Below are 15294 nucleotides of genomic sequence, written 5' to 3'. Positions count from 1 at the left end.
ACAGGCCTCATCGCGAGCAAGCTCGCTCCCACAATGTTCGGCGTACACAGATCCACTGTGGGAGCGAGCTTGCTCGCGATGAGGCCAGAGCAGACACCAAAAAAAATCAGGCCTCGGGCAAAAACATCTCCCGACTCAACCCATGCCGCTGCATCTTTTCATTGAAGGTCCGGCGCGGCAGTTGCAGTTCTTCGAGCACCGCTTTCACGTCGCCCTTGTGCCGGGTCAATGCCGCACGCAGGCATTGCGCTTCGAACGCTTCCTGCTGCGCCGCCAGTGACTGGCCGGGCTCGATGCCCAAGGGCTCCGGCTCACCGAGCCCCAATACCTGACGCTCGGCGACGTTCGCCAGTTCGCGCACATTGCCCGGCCAGTCGTGGCTCAGCAGGTGACTCAATTGCGCGCCGCTCAACGGTGGAAATTTGCGTCCCAGGCGTTCGGCGGCGTTTTGGGCAAAGGATTCGAACAGCAGGGGGATGTCTTCACGGCGTTCGCGCAAGGGCGGCAGGCGTAGTTCAGCGACGTTCAAACGATAGGCCAGGTCTTCGCGAAAACGTCCGGCCCGCGCTTCGTCGAGCAGGTCCGGCTTGGTCGCGGCAATGATGCGCAAATCCACGCGGATGCTCTGGTTCGAACCCAGCCGCTCAAGCTTTTGCTCCTGCAACACCCGCAGCAATTTCACTTGCTGGGCCAGCGGCATGCTTTCGATTTCATCGAGAAACAGCGTGCCGCCGTCGGCGTACTCGAGTTTGCCGATGCGCTTGCCGGACGCCCCGGTGAACGCGCCGCTCTCGTGACCGAACAGCTCGGCCTCGAACAATTGCTCGGGGATGGCCGCGCAGTTGAGTGCGACAAAGGGCTTGTCGGCCCGCGGCCCGAAGTCGTGCAGGCAACGCGCGACCAGCTCCTTGCCGCTACCGGTTTCACCACGAATCAGCACGTTGACCGGCAGTGCTGCCAGGTCCAAAACTTGCCGACGCAGGGTCTGTAAGCCCCGGGACACACCCAGCAGTGTGGCATCCAGCTTGGCGCGGTTGTCTGCCTGCTCGTGCAGCGCGCGGTTCTCCAGCACCAGCCGGCGCTTGTCGAGAGCGCGGCGCAGGCTGCCGAGCAGGGTTTCCGGGCTGAAGGGTTTTTCGAGGAAATCGTAGGCACCGTCGCGCATGGCTTCGACGGCCATCGGTACATCGCCGTGGCCGGTCAGCAGGATCACCGGCAAATCTGCATCCCGGCGTTGCACCTCGGCCAGCAGTTCCAGGCCGGTCATGCCGGGCATGCGCACATCGCTGAGAATCACCCCGGCAAAATGCCTGGGCAATTGCGCCAGGCATTCATCGGCGCGGCTGAACAGCTGCACCTCGAAACCCGACAGGCTCAACCATTGCTCGACGGCACTGCGGATGCTGCTTTCGTCGTCGACCACGATCACTGAGTTCAGCATGGTTCATGCACCTCCAGGTCGATGGGCAAGGTCACGGTAAACACGGCCCCTTTGTCATGATTTTCGGCACTCAAGCGCCCGCCGGATTCGTGAACGATGGCAAAGGACACGGCCAGCCCGATACCCAAGCCTTCGCCCACCGGTTTGGTGGTGAAGAATGGATCGAAGACTTTGGACAGGTTCTCTTCGGCGATACCGCCACCATTGTCGATCACGCTCAGGCGCCACAATTGCTCGTCGGCTTCGAGGCGAATTTCCAGGCGTTTGCAGGGTTTATCCTGCATCGCATCGAGGGCATTGCGCAGCAGGTTGATCAGTACCTGTTCCAGGCGAATCGCATCGCCACGCACCCAGGCCGGGCGTGTCAGGTGCAGTACGGTGCTGACCTGTTCGTCGCGCAACCGGGTGTCGAGCAGTTGCAGCGACTGGTCCACCACCGCCGCCAGGTCCAGGCGTTCGCGCAAACCGCTGGGGCTTTTGCGGGCGAAGGTTTTCAGATGGCCGGTGAGGGCCGCCATGCGGGTGAGCATTTCATCCACCGGTTTGAGCGCCTTGTAGGCGTCGTCGATGCGACCGTGGTCGAGCAGCAACCTCAGAGTAGCAAGCTGCATGCGCTGGGCGGTGAGCGGCTGGTTGATCTCATGGGCCAGGGCGGCGGACATCTGCCCCAGCGCCGCGAGTTTGGCCGATTGCACCAGGCCTTCCTGGGCAGTGCGCAGGTCGCGGGTGCGTTCTTCTACCAGTCGTTCGAGTTCTTCGCGACTGCGCTGACGCAGTTTGGCCAAGCGCCAGCGCTGGTTGAGGAACAGCAGCAGGAACACCAGGGTCAGCCATAGCCCGGCCGCGGCAAGCGCGGCGTTGCGGCTGTCTTCGAAGGCGACCTGCGGGCGCCGCAGCAGGTGCAGGGTCCAGCCTTCAGTAGTCAGCGGCAGGGATTCCCACAGGTAATCCGCCTTGCCGTTGGGGCCATCGACCCGAGCCAGGTCACTGTTGTCGTCGAAGCGCCGCAACGATTGAAACTCAAGCGGCGTCAGCGGCTGCTTGTCGTACTGGCGGGTGGTCTTGAGTTCGGCATGATCGCTGTCGCTCAGCGGCTTGAGCAGGCGATAGCGCCAGCCCGGCTGGTTGGCGATGAAGATGATCCCGCGCGCATCGCTGACCAGCAGCGTGTCGTTGCCCTGACGCCACTCCCGCTCCAGTTCGGGGAATTCCAGTTTCACCACCATGGCACCGAGGAACTGACCGTCGTCATCGCTGACCGCGCTGGAGAGGAAGTAACCGGGAATCCCGCTGGTCACTCCCACGGCATAAAAGCGCCCCGTGCCCTGGGTGCGGGTCTGGTTGAAATAGGGACGGAAACCGTAGTTGTGGCCGACATAACTGCTGGGCAAACGCCAATTGCTCGCCGCTACGGCCAGGCCGGTGCGATCGAGCAGTTCCAGGGTCGAGGATTGAGCGGCGCCGTTGATCTTTTCCAGTTTGCGGTTCAGCGCATCCTGTTGCTCGGGACTCACCGTCCCCTTGAGCGCCGAGCGCAGCTCCGGGTCCAGCGCCAGCACCGCGGGCAGGGCGCGGTAACGTTCGATCAGGGTATGCAGGGACGTGGCATACAGCGCCAGTTGCTGATTGGCGCGGCCAGCGTCTTCGACCATTGACTGGCGCACGGTGTGGCGCATGGCCAGGGTGGCGGCGAGGGCGGCGCCGGCGATGATCAATAAGGTGTAGAGCGCCAGGCGCAGGGATCTGGAAGTCGGGAGCATCGAACGGAAATCGGACAAAAGATAGGAGGCGCAAGATAGCATGCGGACTATCTTGCGCCAGATCTCATCTCACTGCGCCCGAGTGGAAACCTTGAGCTTTCAACGATTCATGTTTCGTCTCATCTGCTCCAGTTCATCTGTCAGTTTCCCCAACGAAACTACCGTGTTCCCGGAGTTACTCAGATCATCATTGTTCAAGTGTGCTTCATGCATTCTGTTGGCTAGCCCGATCTGTTCAGACGGGCTGTCACCAGGATCCTGATTGGCTCCACCGATTTGGTAATGGGCGAGCCGGTGAAAACGCATGAGTGTTTCACGGAGAAACGTTTCCCATGCTCAGGGGGAAACTCGACGGGTAGATGGCCGCTGATGAGTCGCCTTGTGCGGCGTTACCCCGAGAACATTCCCAAGCGTTTCACTGTGAAACGCTTCGAATGACCAGCACCTCACGCACGGCACCGCCCTCGAGCATGGCACGCATCAAAACAACCCCGCTTGGATTTTCTGCTGCATCAGCGCAGCCAGTTCCCGACTGGGGTATTGGGCTTGCAGTCTCCAGGCTTTACAGCCGAGAGCATGCCGAAAAGCGCCGGCGTCCGTGAGGTCCTGAACGCTCCCACACTGCCGACAGCGCACCAGCGGGCCGTCGAGTGTCCAGTGTTTATTCCAGGCTTTCAGCGGCAGGTAGGTCACGGACATTCAAAACTAGGCCTTTGGCGAGGTACGACAGGGGCTACGTGCGCGTAAAACCACTCACTACAAGTGATGGTAGGCCAGTCCCCGGGGGGTGGTGACCAGAAGGTAAAAAAAAAGCCGCGCTGTCGTATAGACAGCGCGGCTCTTTTTTAATCAGCGGTTAAGTGCTTACTGCACTTCCACCGCCAGGCTTTCACTGATCTTTTTCTGCCAGATGGCAGGACCGGTGATGTGTACCGACTCGCCCTTGCTGTCGACCGCAACGGTCACTGGCATGTCTTTTACGTCGAACTCATAGATCGCTTCCATGCCCAGTTCGGCGAAAGCTACTACGCGGGATTTCTTGATCGCTTGCGCCACCAGGTAAGCCGCGCCGCCGACTGCCATCAGGTAAACGGCTTTGTGGTCTTTGATCGCTTCGATTGCGGTAGGGCCGCGCTCGGACTTGCCGATCATGCCCAGCAGGCCAGTCTGCTCGAGGATCTGACGGGTGAACTTGTCCATCCGCGTCGCGGTGGTAGGACCGGCCGGGCCAACCACTTCTTCGCGCACCGGATCAACCGGGCCGACGTAGTAGATGAAGCGACCCTTGAGGTCCACCGGCAGGGTTTCACCCTTGTTCAGCATCTCGACCATGCGCTTGTGCGCCGCGTCGCGACCGGTGAGCATCTTGCCGTTGAGCAGGACGGTCTCGCCCGGCTTCCAGCTCTGTACTTCTTCCGGGGTCAGGGTGTCGAGGTTGACGCGGCGGGCCGACGGGCCGGCTTCCCAGACGATTTCCGGGTAGGCGTCCAAAGGTGGCGCTTCCTGGGCAACCGGGCCGGAACCGTCGAGCACAAAGTGCGTGTGACGGGTGGCGGCGCAGTTCGGGATCATGCACACCGGCAGCGAAGCGGCGTGGGTCGGGTAGTCCATGATCTTCACGTCGAGCACGGTGGTCAGGCCACCGAGGCCCTGGGCGCCGATGCCCAGCTGGTTGACCTTCTCGAACAGCTCCAGGCGCATTTCTTCAATGCGGTTCTGCGGGCCACGAGCTTTGAGCTCGTGAATGTCGATGGATTCCATCAACACTTCCTTGGCCATGACGGCGGCTTTCTCGGCGGTGCCGCCGATGCCAATGCCGAGCATGCCTGGTGGGCACCAGCCGGCGCCCATTTCCGGGACGGTCTTCAGCACCCAGTCGACGATCGAGTCGGACGGGTTGAGCATGGCCATCTTCGACTTGTTCTCGGAACCGCCACCCTTGGCCGCCACGTCCACTTCCACGGTGTTACCCGGAACGATGGAGTAGTGGATGACTGCCGGGGTGTTGTCCTTGGTGTTTTTACGAGCGCCCGCCGGGTCGGCGAGGATCGAAGCACGCAGGACGTTTTCCGGCAGGTTGTAGGCGCGACGTACGCCCTCGTTGATCATGTCGTCCACGCTCATGGTGGCGCCATCCCAACGCACGTCCATGCCGACACGCACGAACACGGTAACGATACCGGTGTCCTGGCAGATCGGGCGGTGGCCGGTGGCGCACATGCGCGAGTTGATCAGGATCTGTGCCATCGAGTCGCGGGCCGCTGGCGATTCTTCGCGCAGGTAGGCTTCGTGCATCGCCTGGATGAAATCCACGGGGTGGTAGTAGGAAATGAACTGCAGGGCGTCGGCAACGCTCTGAATCAGGTCGTCTTGCTTGATCACGGTCATGAGTCGCGCTCCTCTAAAAGACGGGAACATTCAATAAGGTGCTTGCAGCTTGGGTGCATCGGTCGGTTGCAAGCACCTTTCAAGGCACGCCGGGCAAGCTGGCGCGACGCTAAAAAGGCGCGGCAGTATAACGCGCCTCGCGGACAGGCACACGCGCCGGCAGTCAATCGTTGGTCGCATGGAAGCAGCTGCAAGCGGCAAGTTACGAGCGGCAAATGTGTGGTGAAGGCTTTTGTGGCGAGGGGGCTTGTCGGACCGCCGCATCGCCCCGTTGGACTGCGGAGCAGTCCCGGAAGCGGACGAAGCGTTGTGTCAGACGGACTGTCTGTGACGGTTTTACGGCTGCTTCGCAACCGAACGGGGTGGTGCGGCATTCCGACAAGCCCCCTCGCCACAGGGTCGTGCAAGGCTCGGAAAGTCGATCCCGAAAATTGAATGGTCATTTATCGGTCTCGCCACTAAAGTGACATACGGTCTGTAGAGTAGGACGCTCTGTCAGTCTCCTTTCATTTGGTGAGTCAACGATTGACCCATAACGCCATCCAGCGCCTGTTGCTCAAACGTTTCGCCCTCGCGGCCGGCACCTATGCCCTGGCATTGCTGTTGCTGTGGCTGGCGTTTTTTACCGGTCACTATGATGCACCGCTTTCCAATATCGCCATCGGCAGCGCGCTGGTGGTGATCAGCCAGGCCACCCTGTTCGCGGTGTTCTACAGAGGCTACAACCTGCGCTTCGCCGACCCCAGCCTGACCGAGGCACAAGTGTTGCTGGGGCTGGGCTGGCAAACCTGGCTGATCGCCCATCTGGATGAAGCCCGGGGCGCGTTTCTGGTGTTTTACGTGCTGATCCTGCTGTTCGGCCTGTTCCATCTGTCACGCCGGTCTTTAGTACGATGCGCGCTGCTGGTGTTTTTCAGTTTCAGTGCGATCACGCTGTGGGAGGGCTACCACTTCCAGCTGCCTGACCCGGCCATGGCGGTGTTGCAGGTCTGTGTGCTGTTCATCGTGCTGGTGTGGCTGGTGCTGTATGCCCGCTATGTCCAGGCTTCGCGACAGCGTATGCGCCAGCGGCGTTTTGCCTTGCAGGCGCACCAGGACACGTTGCGCGGGATGATGCGCCAGCTCGAAGACCTGGTGGCCACCGACGAGCTCACGGGCCTGTTCAATCGCCGGCATTTCCTGCGCCTGGCGTCACGCGAGTTGAACGCCATGGACGCGGGTGTCGTGCATGGCCTGGCGCTGATCGACCTTGACCATTTCAAGCGCATCAACGACCTGTACGGTCATGCCGCTGGCGATCAGGTGCTGCAAGCCTTTGCCGGCGTTGCCAGCGCGTGCCTGCGCGACGGTGATGTTCTGGCCCGCTACGGCGGCGAAGAGTTCGTGGTGCTGCTGCCCGATTGCGATGCCGACAGCCTGACTTCGTGCTGCGAACGGCTGCGCATCGCGTTCACCGATGTCGAGCTGATTGGTCTGAATGTGCGCAACCTTAGCCTGTCCGCCGGCATGACCCTGCTGGAACGGGGCGACGACCTCGATGACGCCCTGCAACAGGCCGATCAGGCGCTTTATCGCGCCAAACGTGACGGCCGTAACCGGTGCGCGGCAGCGTGGGAGAACGTCGATGCCTGAGCTGCGGGTCGGCGAGCGCCATTGGTCGGTGGCGGCGGGCAGCAATTTGCTCGACGCGCTGAACCAGAACGGCGTGCCGGTGCCTTACAGTTGCCGCGCCGGCAGTTGTCATGCGTGCCTGGTGCAGTGTGTACGGGGCCTGCCGAGCGACAGCCGCCCCGATGCCTTGAGTGCGCTGCAGCGTGAACAAGGCTGGCGCCTGGCGTGCCAGTGCCAGGTGGTCGAGGACTTGCAGGTGCACGCCTTCGACCCGCAAACCGATGGCCGACCGGCCGAAGTGGCTGCCGTCGATTGGTTGAGCGCCACGGTCCTGCGTCTACGCGTAACCCCCCAGCGACCGTTGCGCTATGGCGCCGGCCAGCACCTGGTGTTGTGGGCGGGCAGCGTGGCGCGGCCGTATTCTCTCGCCAGCCTGCCGCAAGAAGACCGTTTTCTGGAGTTTCATCTCGATTGCCGCAAGCCCGGGGAATTCAGCGATGCCGCCAGGCAATTGCGCATCGGCGATCCGATCCGTCTCGGTGAACTGCGCGGCGGTGCCTTGCATTACGACCCTGACTGGCACGCCCGGCCGTTGTGGTTGATGGCGGCCGGCACCGGGTTGGGGCCCTTGTTTGGTGTATTGCGCGAAGCGCTGCGACAGGATCACCAGGGCGCCATCCGCGTCATTCACCTGGCCCATGACGCCGATGAGCACTATCTGGCCAAACCTTTGCAAGCCATGGCCGCCAGCCGTCCGAACCTGAGTGTCGAACTGTGGACCCCGGCCGAGTTGCCAGCGGCTTTGGCGCAACTGCGGCTTGTTTCGCGGCAAACCCTGGCCTTACTCTGCGGAGCCCCCGACAGCGTCGACGCCTTTGCCCGGCGCCTGTACCTGGCGGGATTGCCGCGCAATCAACTGCTGGCCGATGTGTTCCTGCCCCGTGGTTGAGCGCTGACTTTTCAGACGCGAGACCTGCCATGACCGATGCCATCCAAATTGAACGCGAACGCGGCCTGTTGACCCTGCGCCTGAATCGCCCGGACAAGAAAAACGCCCTGACCCGCGCCATGTACAGCGACCTGGCCGAGGCGTTGAAACAGGCCGACAGCGACCCCGGGATCAACGCCGTGCTGATCACCGGCTCTGCCGAATGCTTCACCGCCGGCAACGACATCGCCGATTTCATCCAGCAACCGCCGAGCGGCCTCGACAGCCCGGTATTCCAGTTCATGCTCAACCTGCTCGAATGCCGCAAACCGGTGATCGCCGCCGTGGCCGGAGCGGCGGTGGGCATTGGCACGACGATGTTGCTGCATTGCGACCTGGTCTACGTCAGCCGTGACGCACGCTTGCGCATGCCGTTCGTCAACCTTGGTTTATGCCCGGAGTTCGGCTCCAGCCTGATCCTGCCGCGCTTGCTTGGGCAGGCCAAGGCGGCGGAGTTGTTGCTGCTCGGTGAAGTCTTCAGTGGTGAACAGGCTGCGGCGTGGGGCATTGCGTCCGAGGCGCTGGGCAGTGGCGAAGAGACCTTGGCCAAGGCGCGGGAAATGGCCCTGCGCTTTGAGTCGTTGCCGCCGGAAGCGGTGCGCATCAGCAAGCAATTGATGAAGACGCCGGACCGGGAGTTGTTGCGCAAGGTGATTGAAGAGGAGGGGGTGTTGTTTACCCAGCGGGTGCGTTCGCCGGAGGCGCTGGCGGCGTTGACCGGATTCATCAAACGGCATTGAATTTTCGCTGACAAGGCGGGCATCTTCGCGAGCAAGCCCGCTCCCACAGGGATTCTGTGGACACCATAAATCCAGTGTGGGAGCGGGCTTGCTCGCGAAGGGGCCGGATCAGGCAATACAAAAAAAGGATCAGAAAGCAAAAAGCCCCGCCATTCACATGGCAGGGCTTTTGTTTTTCGAACAACCGGTCACTCAGACCATCGGATCGCCAACGTGCAGGATTTTCATGCCATTGGTGCCGCCAGTGGTGTGGTAGCTGTCGCCCTTGGTCAGGATGACCCAGTCGCCTTTTTCAACTACGCCGCGCTTGACCAGCTCGTCGATCGCCTTCTGGCTGACTTCGTTCGGCGCCAGCGAAGCCGGGTCGAACGGGATGGTGTACACGCCACGGAACATTGCCGCGCGAGCCTGGGCTTCGCGGTGTGGAGTGAACGCGTAGATCGGCACCGAGGAGCGGATGCGCGACATGATCAGCGGGGTGTAGCCACTTTCGGTCAGGGCGATGATCGCCTTCACGCCCGGGAAGTGGTTGGCGGTGTACATGGTCGCCAGTGCGATGCTCTCGTCGCAGCGCTCGAACTCTTTGCCGATACGGTGGCTGGAGGTCTTGCTGGTCGGGTGCTTTTCGGCACCGATGCAGATGCGCGCCATGGCCTGAACGGCTTCCAGCGGGTACAGGCCAGCGGCGCTTTCGGCCGAGAGCATCACGGCATCGGTGTAGTCGAGCACGGCGTTGGCTACGTCGGACACTTCGGCGCGGGTCGGCATCGGGTTCTGGATCATCGACTCCATCATCTGGGTCGCGACGATCACCGCCTTGTTGTGACGGCGTGCGTGCAGAATGATCTTCTTCTGGATGCCCACCAGCTCGGCGTCGCCGATTTCCACACCCAGGTCACCACGGGCAACCATCACTGCGTCGGACGCCTTGATCAGGCCGTCGAGGGTTTCGTCGTCGGCCACGGCTTCGGCGCGTTCGATCTTCGCCACCAGCCAGGCAGTGCCGCCGGCTTCGTCGCGCAGTTGACGGGCGTATTCCATGTCGGCAGCGTCACGCGGGAAGGAGACTGCGAGGTAATCGACTTCCATTTCCGCGGCGAGCTTGATGTCGGCCTTGTCTTTTTCAGTCAGGGCCGGAGCGGTCAGGCCGCCACCGCGACGGTTGATACCTTTGTGGTCGGACAGCGGGCCGCCGATGGTCACGGTGCAGTTCAGTTCGGTGGCCGTGGCGGTATCGACGCGCATCACCACGCGACCGTCGTCGAGCAGCAGCTCGTCGCCCACGCCGCAGTCCTTGACCAGGTCCGGGTAGTCGATGCCGACCACTTGCTGGTTGCCTTCGGTCAGAGGATGGCTGGTGGAGAAGGTGAATTGATCACCGATCTTCAGCTCGATCTTCTTGTTGGCGAATTTGGCGATACGGATTTTCGGGCCTTGCAGGTCACCCAGCAGGGCGACGAAGCGACCGTGCTTGGCCGCGAGGTCACGCACCAGCTTCGCGCGAGCCTTGTGCTCGTCGGGGGTGCCGTGGGAGAAGTTCAGGCGGGCGACGTCCAGGCCAGCCAGAATCAGCTGTTCGAGAACTTCCGGCGAGTTACTGGCCGGGCCAAGGGTGGCGACGATTTTGGTACGACGGACGGACATGCAAAGACTCCTGAGTTCAAGCGCTGAGTGAGGCTACTATGCTCCGAAGGTGTAGTCATTGTTCGTTTGCACTACTTTTTCGTGAAGAGCTTGGTTTTAAGGAAGAACCAGATGTTGCCCTGGCCTCTGTAGGAGCGAGCCTGCTCGCGATGAACTCAAGTACGACGCGGTTACTCAGAAAGTACGCATAATCGTTGACGTCCATCGCGAGCAGGCTCGCTCCTACAACAACGGTCCGCAGTGCCTTGATTGAACCCGACAACTTTGCATCTCGCAGCCTGAAGATTTCCGACCATGGGTCGATACAGGGTTCAAGACAGGAGATCCCCCCATGCGATTCGTGCTCATTGCCGCCCTTGCCATCAGCGCTCTCAGCGTCACGGGCTGCACCCGTTGGTCGATGAACCATCATTTGAACAATGCCTACAGCGCCTATGACCGGGGCAATTGCGAGCAGGTGATGCTCGAACTGTCCAAGGTCGAACGCGACAGCCGCGCGCGGCCTTACGTGTGGCCGGAAGTGTCGATGATGCGCGGCTTGTGCCTGGAGCGACAGAAGATGTTTATCGACGCGGCCCAGACCTATCAGTTCATCATGGCGTCCTATCCACTGAGCGAATATGCCTACCGCGCCCGTGCCCGCATTGAAACCCTGCAGAGCCTGGGCCACTACCCGACGCGCAGTACGGCGGCCGCAAAACCGACGCAGTTCTGATGTCGGTAACCCTCTGATTGCTGGCTCACCGGTGGTGCTGAGCTATAGTCCAATGAACCGGTTTTAGAGCCTTGTCTCTGGACCGGGGCAACACCTGTGACCGGCACAAGCAAGACTCTGCGCTACAAGGACTGGCGTACCGGAAGCGGGGAGAGCGGGCAACGACAAAATGCATACCCGTTCCGAAGCAGTAGTGCGGCTCTGCTTAAGAGCCTTGCATAGCGAAATTGCACATGTTCACTGACCGCCGAATCGAGCGGCATCAACTGCCGTACTTCCTGAAAGTGTTCAACGGCATCACCGGCAAACCCATCGGCTACCTGGGCAATGTCTCCGAAGACGGGCTGATGCTGATCAGTCAGCTGCCGATGATGATCGGCGCGGACTTCAACCTGCGCCTGAAAATTCCCGCCAGCGAAGGTGGCCAGCGGATCATCGACCTGCAGGCCTGTTGCCTGTGGTGCCACGAAGACGCGACCCCCCAACATTACGACACCGGGTTCAGCCTGCAACGGGCACCGCCGGAGTATGGGCAACTGGTGGAGGCGCTGAGGCGGTATTTCAGTTTTCAGCCGTTGCCGGCTTCGGCTTGAGATCACTGGAAAACCGGCTGTGAGTGATTGCTCAGGCTCAGGCTCAGAGTCCAGTTCTTTTCCAGCCCAGGTACCGCGTCACCAACTCTGCCCCCAACTCACCGGGCCGCGCATCCATCACCAACACTCCATGAGCGTTCAAGCGCTCATGGAGTTCGGCGCGTGCATTGAGGTAGTCCACGGTCCCGCAATAGGCCAGCGCCTCGGGCAAGGTCTGTACCGGTGACTGACGCAGGGTGTCGAGCACGTCTTCGCGCAGGCTCGCGACCAGCACCTGATGCTGCTGGCTCAGGCGGTTGACCGCCGAGAGCAATTCATCGTCGTCCTCTTCGCGCAGATTGGTCACCAGCACCACCAGTGCCCGGCGTTTTTGCCGTGCCAGCAGTTGCGTTGCCGCGGCTTGATAGTCGGCGCTGCGTTGGCTGCTGTTCAAGTCATAAACGCTGTTGAGCAGTGTGTTGAGATGGCTGATGCCTTTTACCGGCGCAAGGTAGCGCGGTTGTTCACTGGCAAAGGTACTCAGGCCCACCGCGTCGCCCTGGCGTAGCGCGACGTAGCTGAGCAACAGACAGGCATTGAGGGCGTGATCGAAGTGCGACAGTTCATCATCCTGGCTGCGCATGTGCCGGCCGCAGTCAAGCATGAAAATGATCTGTTGATCGCGTTCGTCCTGATACTCCCGGGCAATCGGCGTGCGCTGGCGGGCGGTGGCTTTCCAGTCGATCTGACGCAGGCTGTCGCCCTCACGAAATTCGCGCAACTGATGGAATTCCAGGCCCAGGCCCCGTCGTTGTTTCTGGCGGACACCAAGCTGGTTGAGCCAGTTGTCCACCGCCAGCAACTGCCCACCATACAAGCGGGCGAAATCGGGGTAGACGCGGGTGGCAGCGGGCAGGTCGAGCAAGCGTCTGTCCGACCAGAGCCCCAGGGGGCTTGGCAGGTCGATTTCGCAGCGTTTGAAGCTGAAGTGGCCGCGCTTGAGCGGGCGCAGGCGATAACCGGCCAGGCTGTGCTGGCCGGGTTGCAGCTCGACCGTCAGTGGCAGGTTTTCGAAGCTCAGGCCCGACGGTACGTGGTCGAAGACTTGTACTTTCAGCGGTTGCGCAAAGTCGTGTTCGACCGTCAGTTGCACCTCGCTCCATCGACCCAGCGCCAGGCTGCCGGGCAACTGGCGTTTCAGCCGGGGCGAAGGCCGGCGCTTCACGCGCACCGCATCCAGCAGGGCCAGAGCCAGCAGCGCCAGGAGCAACCCCCAGTTGATCGCCATGAGATTCGCCGGAACCGCGAATTCCAATGCCCGCAAAGTGCCCGACACGATGCCGATGGACAGCAGGATCAGCAACCAGGCGAGCATCAGGCGCGAGGGTTTCACAGGCGCGGCGCCGGCACTTGGTCGAGCATCTGCTGGAGTACCTGATCGACATCCAGGCCCTCGATGTCCAGCTCCGGCGCGATGCGCACTCGATGGCGCAGCACGGCCAGGGCGCAACCCTTGATGTCATCCGGAATCACGAACTCACCACCACGCAGCAGTGCGCGGGCCCGGGCACATCGCACCAGCGCGATGGACGCGCGTGGGCCGGCGCCGAGAATCAAGCCGGGCCAGCTGCGGGTGGAGCGGGCCAGGCGCACGGCGTAATCGAGCACCTGATCGTCCAGCGCCAGGTCGCTGGCAATGCGTTGCAGGGCCAGTACATCCTTGGCCTGCAACAACGTACGCATCGGTTGAACGTCGAGCATGTCGGCCCGGGTCGAGCGGCTGACCTGACGCACCATGTTCAGCTCTTGCTCGGCATCGGGGTAATCCATGCGCACTTTGAGCATGAAGCGGTCCAGTTCGGCTTCCGGCAAGGGGTAAGTGCCTTCCTGTTCGATCGGGTTCTGTGTGGCGAGCACCATGAACGGTTGCGCAATCGGCAACGGCTGGCCTTCGAGGGTGACTTGCCGTTCCTGCATGGCTTCGAGCAGTGCGGCCTGGGTTTTCGCCGGGGCACGGTTGATCTCGTCGGCCAGTAGCAGGTTGGTGAACAACGGCCCCTTGCGCAGCTTGAACTGCTCGGTCTGCAGGTCATACACCGCATGCCCGGTGACGTCGCTGGGCATCAGGTCCGGGGTGAACTGGATGCGCGCGAACTCGCCGCCGAAACAACGGGCGAGGGCGCGCACCAACAGAGTCTTGCCCAAACCCGGTACGCCTTCGAGCAACACGTGGCCGCCGGCGATCAGCGCGGTCAGGACGTCGTCGATCACGCGGTCCTGGCCAATCACTGCTTTTTGCAGTTCTTTGCGTACGGCCTGGGCCAGATGGCCGGCACGCTGACGTTGTTGAGCGGCGTGGTTCGGTACGTCGGGCTCGATCGGTTGACTCATGGGTTCCGGAGCCTTGTTAACAGTTATATTTGTTTTATCTTCCATAAATCAGTCACTTATTTAATCTAACTTTTTTCACGTATTTTTTTACGCGTGGAACGAGTGAGTGACTGCCAATCTGCCTCATTGCAATCCCATGGCAACCCTTCATTTGAGCGTTCGTCAGAGGTGGAGGTTAGTCTATGACGGTCAACCGATTCCCTCATTTCGTTGTCGTTGCAAATGCGCTGCGTCAAGGCGCGGGCTTGCCGCTTTAAATGAAACGATCAGGCAGTCGTCGCGGAGCGCGGGGGCGTCCGCTTTTTGGAGGCCGAGCGACCAGCCCGCTGTCAAAAAGTTGGTGCCAGCGAACCACAGCTCATGGCCGAAAGCTGCCGACCATCAAGGGCTGCTACCGACCTGGAGCAGTCGGCGAACAGAACAATGGCAAATTAGTGGCTATGCTTGGTCTGCTGTCGAAACTGATCAGGCAGTCCGGCAGGCTGCGCGGAAATGACCCGCAGCGTGCCCTATGTCACTCGACTATTCTGCGTGAAGCATCCAGTTCAGGGGCGCAAATCCGCAACGACACTCGGGAAGACATGGAGCAAACCCTGCACCTGCAGGCGCAGGGTTTGGACTAGATCTGTCGGGATCACTCAGGATCGAATCGGCTTTCGCTACGGTGCGGCTGGGCACTGCGAAAACGGGGATATGCTCACCCCAGACATGCTGGCCAAGGTCTGCACGCTCGCCAGAGGCGCAGAACGAGGCTGAGGAAATTGAAAGGAACAGAGCATCTGGCAAAAGTGATTGCCGACGTTCAGTTCTACAATGGAGAGCGAGGAGAATCGTTACCTGAAACGATGATGTCAAACACAACAAATGAAAATGATTTCGTTTTATCGCCGAAATGTTAAGAGACTGCTTCGGAGAGTAAAAAATTTCACCATGAAATTAGCATCGCCAAATGCATTGCTTAGTGTCGAATAGTTGGTTGGTGTGGCACTTAAGACGTATAGCTTCGGTAGCGATTGCTTGTCTCGGGAGCTTCGCTCACGAAAA

General features: G+C 61.1%; 12 protein-coding genes. 5 read left to right on the top strand and 7 right to left on the bottom strand.

All coding sequences use genetic code 11. From position 1 onward, the window contains the following. Positions 1–106 precede the first annotated feature (106 nt). The 4 genes from AC3IT6_RS23375 to AC3IT6_RS23360 all read right to left on the bottom strand — a co-directional run bounded on the left by AC3IT6_RS23375 (position 107) and on the right by AC3IT6_RS23360 (position 5589). Positions 107–1441, bottom strand: a complete 1335-nt coding sequence (locus tag AC3IT6_RS23375) for a sigma-54-dependent transcriptional regulator (RefSeq protein WP_057713486.1) — start codon at positions 1439–1441, stop codon at positions 107–109. Further along, the gene (locus tag AC3IT6_RS23370; RefSeq protein ID WP_489353114.1) at positions 1435–3201 is read right to left on the bottom strand and encodes a sensor histidine kinase; all 1767 of its coding nucleotides are present in this window, start codon (positions 3199–3201) and stop codon (positions 1435–1437) included. The genes AC3IT6_RS23375 and AC3IT6_RS23370 overlap by 7 nt, the downstream gene beginning before the upstream one ends. 480 nt (positions 3202–3681) lie before the next feature. Beyond that, positions 3682–3900 carry a hypothetical protein gene (locus AC3IT6_RS23365; protein ID WP_489353112.1) on the bottom strand — a complete coding sequence of 73 codons (219 nt, stop codon included), beginning with the start codon at positions 3898–3900 and terminating at the stop codon, positions 3682–3684. Positions 3901–4065: 165 nt separating this feature from the next. Continuing rightward, entirely contained in the window at positions 4066–5589 is a 1524-nt protein-coding gene (locus AC3IT6_RS23360; RefSeq protein WP_046042171.1) for a fumarate hydratase, read from the bottom strand. A gap of 525 nt (positions 5590–6114) precedes the next feature. Between AC3IT6_RS23360 and AC3IT6_RS23355 the strand changes: the two genes are divergently transcribed. Genes AC3IT6_RS23355 through AC3IT6_RS23345 form a run of 3 tightly spaced genes read left to right on the top strand, consistent with a single transcriptional unit; the run spans position 6115 to position 8928 of the window. Further along, positions 6115–7221, top strand: a complete 1107-nt coding sequence (locus tag AC3IT6_RS23355) for a GGDEF domain-containing protein (protein ID WP_489353109.1) — start codon at positions 6115–6117, stop codon at positions 7219–7221. Continuing rightward, the gene (locus tag AC3IT6_RS23350; RefSeq protein WP_489353107.1) at positions 7214–8149 is read left to right on the top strand and encodes an iron-sulfur-binding ferredoxin reductase; all 936 of its coding nucleotides are present in this window, start codon (positions 7214–7216) and stop codon (positions 8147–8149) included. Before AC3IT6_RS23355 ends, AC3IT6_RS23350 begins: the two co-directional genes overlap by 8 nt. Before the next feature lie 29 nt (positions 8150–8178). Continuing rightward, entirely contained in the window at positions 8179–8928 is a 750-nt protein-coding gene (locus tag AC3IT6_RS23345) for an enoyl-CoA hydratase-related protein (RefSeq protein ID WP_489353105.1), read from the top strand. Between the two features lie 192 nt (positions 8929–9120). Here the strand turns inward: AC3IT6_RS23345 and pyk are convergent, their stop codons facing one another. Continuing rightward, a complete protein-coding gene (pyk, locus tag AC3IT6_RS23340) occupies positions 9121–10572 on the bottom strand; it encodes a pyruvate kinase (RefSeq protein WP_007986125.1) in 1452 nt (483 codons plus the stop codon). A 331-nt stretch (positions 10573–10903) separates the two neighbouring features. On the opposite strand from pyk, the gene AC3IT6_RS23335 reads away from it, so the two are divergent. Together AC3IT6_RS23335 and AC3IT6_RS23330 are read left to right on the top strand one after the other, a co-directional pair. Continuing rightward, entirely contained in the window at positions 10904–11287 is a 384-nt protein-coding gene (locus AC3IT6_RS23335; protein WP_223445924.1) for a tetratricopeptide repeat protein, read from the top strand. A 233-nt stretch (positions 11288–11520) separates the two neighbouring features. Next, positions 11521–11880 (top strand): PilZ domain-containing protein, encoded by a 360-nt coding sequence (locus AC3IT6_RS23330; protein ID WP_150726737.1) that lies wholly within the window; start codon positions 11521–11523, stop codon positions 11878–11880. A 43-nt stretch (positions 11881–11923) separates the two neighbouring features. On the opposite strand, the gene AC3IT6_RS23325 is transcribed toward AC3IT6_RS23330, so the two are convergent. Both AC3IT6_RS23325 and AC3IT6_RS23320 read right to left on the bottom strand, forming a co-directional pair. After that, positions 11924–13252, bottom strand: a complete 1329-nt coding sequence (locus tag AC3IT6_RS23325) for a DUF58 domain-containing protein (protein WP_489353101.1) — start codon at positions 13250–13252, stop codon at positions 11924–11926. After that, the gene (locus tag AC3IT6_RS23320) at positions 13249–14250 is read right to left on the bottom strand and encodes an AAA family ATPase (RefSeq protein ID WP_489353099.1); all 1002 of its coding nucleotides are present in this window, start codon (positions 14248–14250) and stop codon (positions 13249–13251) included. The genes AC3IT6_RS23325 and AC3IT6_RS23320 overlap by 4 nt, the downstream gene beginning before the upstream one ends. Between the last annotated feature and the right edge of the window lie 1044 nt (positions 14251–15294).

Source organism: Pseudomonas sp. KH_017 (genome assembly GCF_057840285.1).
The sequence above is the reverse complement of the archived record's forward strand: the minus strand, read 5'-3'. Positions and strand labels throughout refer to the sequence as shown.

Bases quoted from the DNA above. Each gene is read 5' to 3' on its own strand.
- AC3IT6_RS23335 (WP_223445924.1), top strand. From the start codon at position 10,904: ATGCGATTCGTGCTCATTGCCGCCCTTGCCATCAGCGCTCTCAGCGTC.
- AC3IT6_RS23330 (WP_150726737.1), top strand. From the start codon at position 11,521: ATGTTCACTGACCGCCGAATCGAGCGGCATCAACTGCCGTACTTCCTG.
- pyk (WP_007986125.1), bottom strand. From the start codon at position 10,572: ATGTCCGTCCGTCGTACCAAAATCGTCGCCACCCTTGGCCCGGCCAGT.
- AC3IT6_RS23320 (WP_489353099.1), bottom strand. From the start codon at position 14,250: ATGAGTCAACCGATCGAGCCCGACGTACCGAACCACGCCGCTCAACAA.
- AC3IT6_RS23365 (WP_489353112.1), bottom strand. From the start codon at position 3,900: ATGTCCGTGACCTACCTGCCGCTGAAAGCCTGGAATAAACACTGGACA.
- AC3IT6_RS23345 (WP_489353105.1), top strand. From the start codon at position 8,179: ATGACCGATGCCATCCAAATTGAACGCGAACGCGGCCTGTTGACCCTG.
- AC3IT6_RS23350 (WP_489353107.1), top strand. From the start codon at position 7,214: ATGCCTGAGCTGCGGGTCGGCGAGCGCCATTGGTCGGTGGCGGCGGGC.
- AC3IT6_RS23360 (WP_046042171.1), bottom strand. From the start codon at position 5,589: ATGACCGTGATCAAGCAAGACGACCTGATTCAGAGCGTTGCCGACGCC.
- AC3IT6_RS23370 (WP_489353114.1), bottom strand. From the start codon at position 3,201: ATGCTCCCGACTTCCAGATCCCTGCGCCTGGCGCTCTACACCTTATTG.
- AC3IT6_RS23375 (WP_057713486.1), bottom strand. From the start codon at position 1,441: ATGCTGAACTCAGTGATCGTGGTCGACGACGAAAGCAGCATCCGCAGT.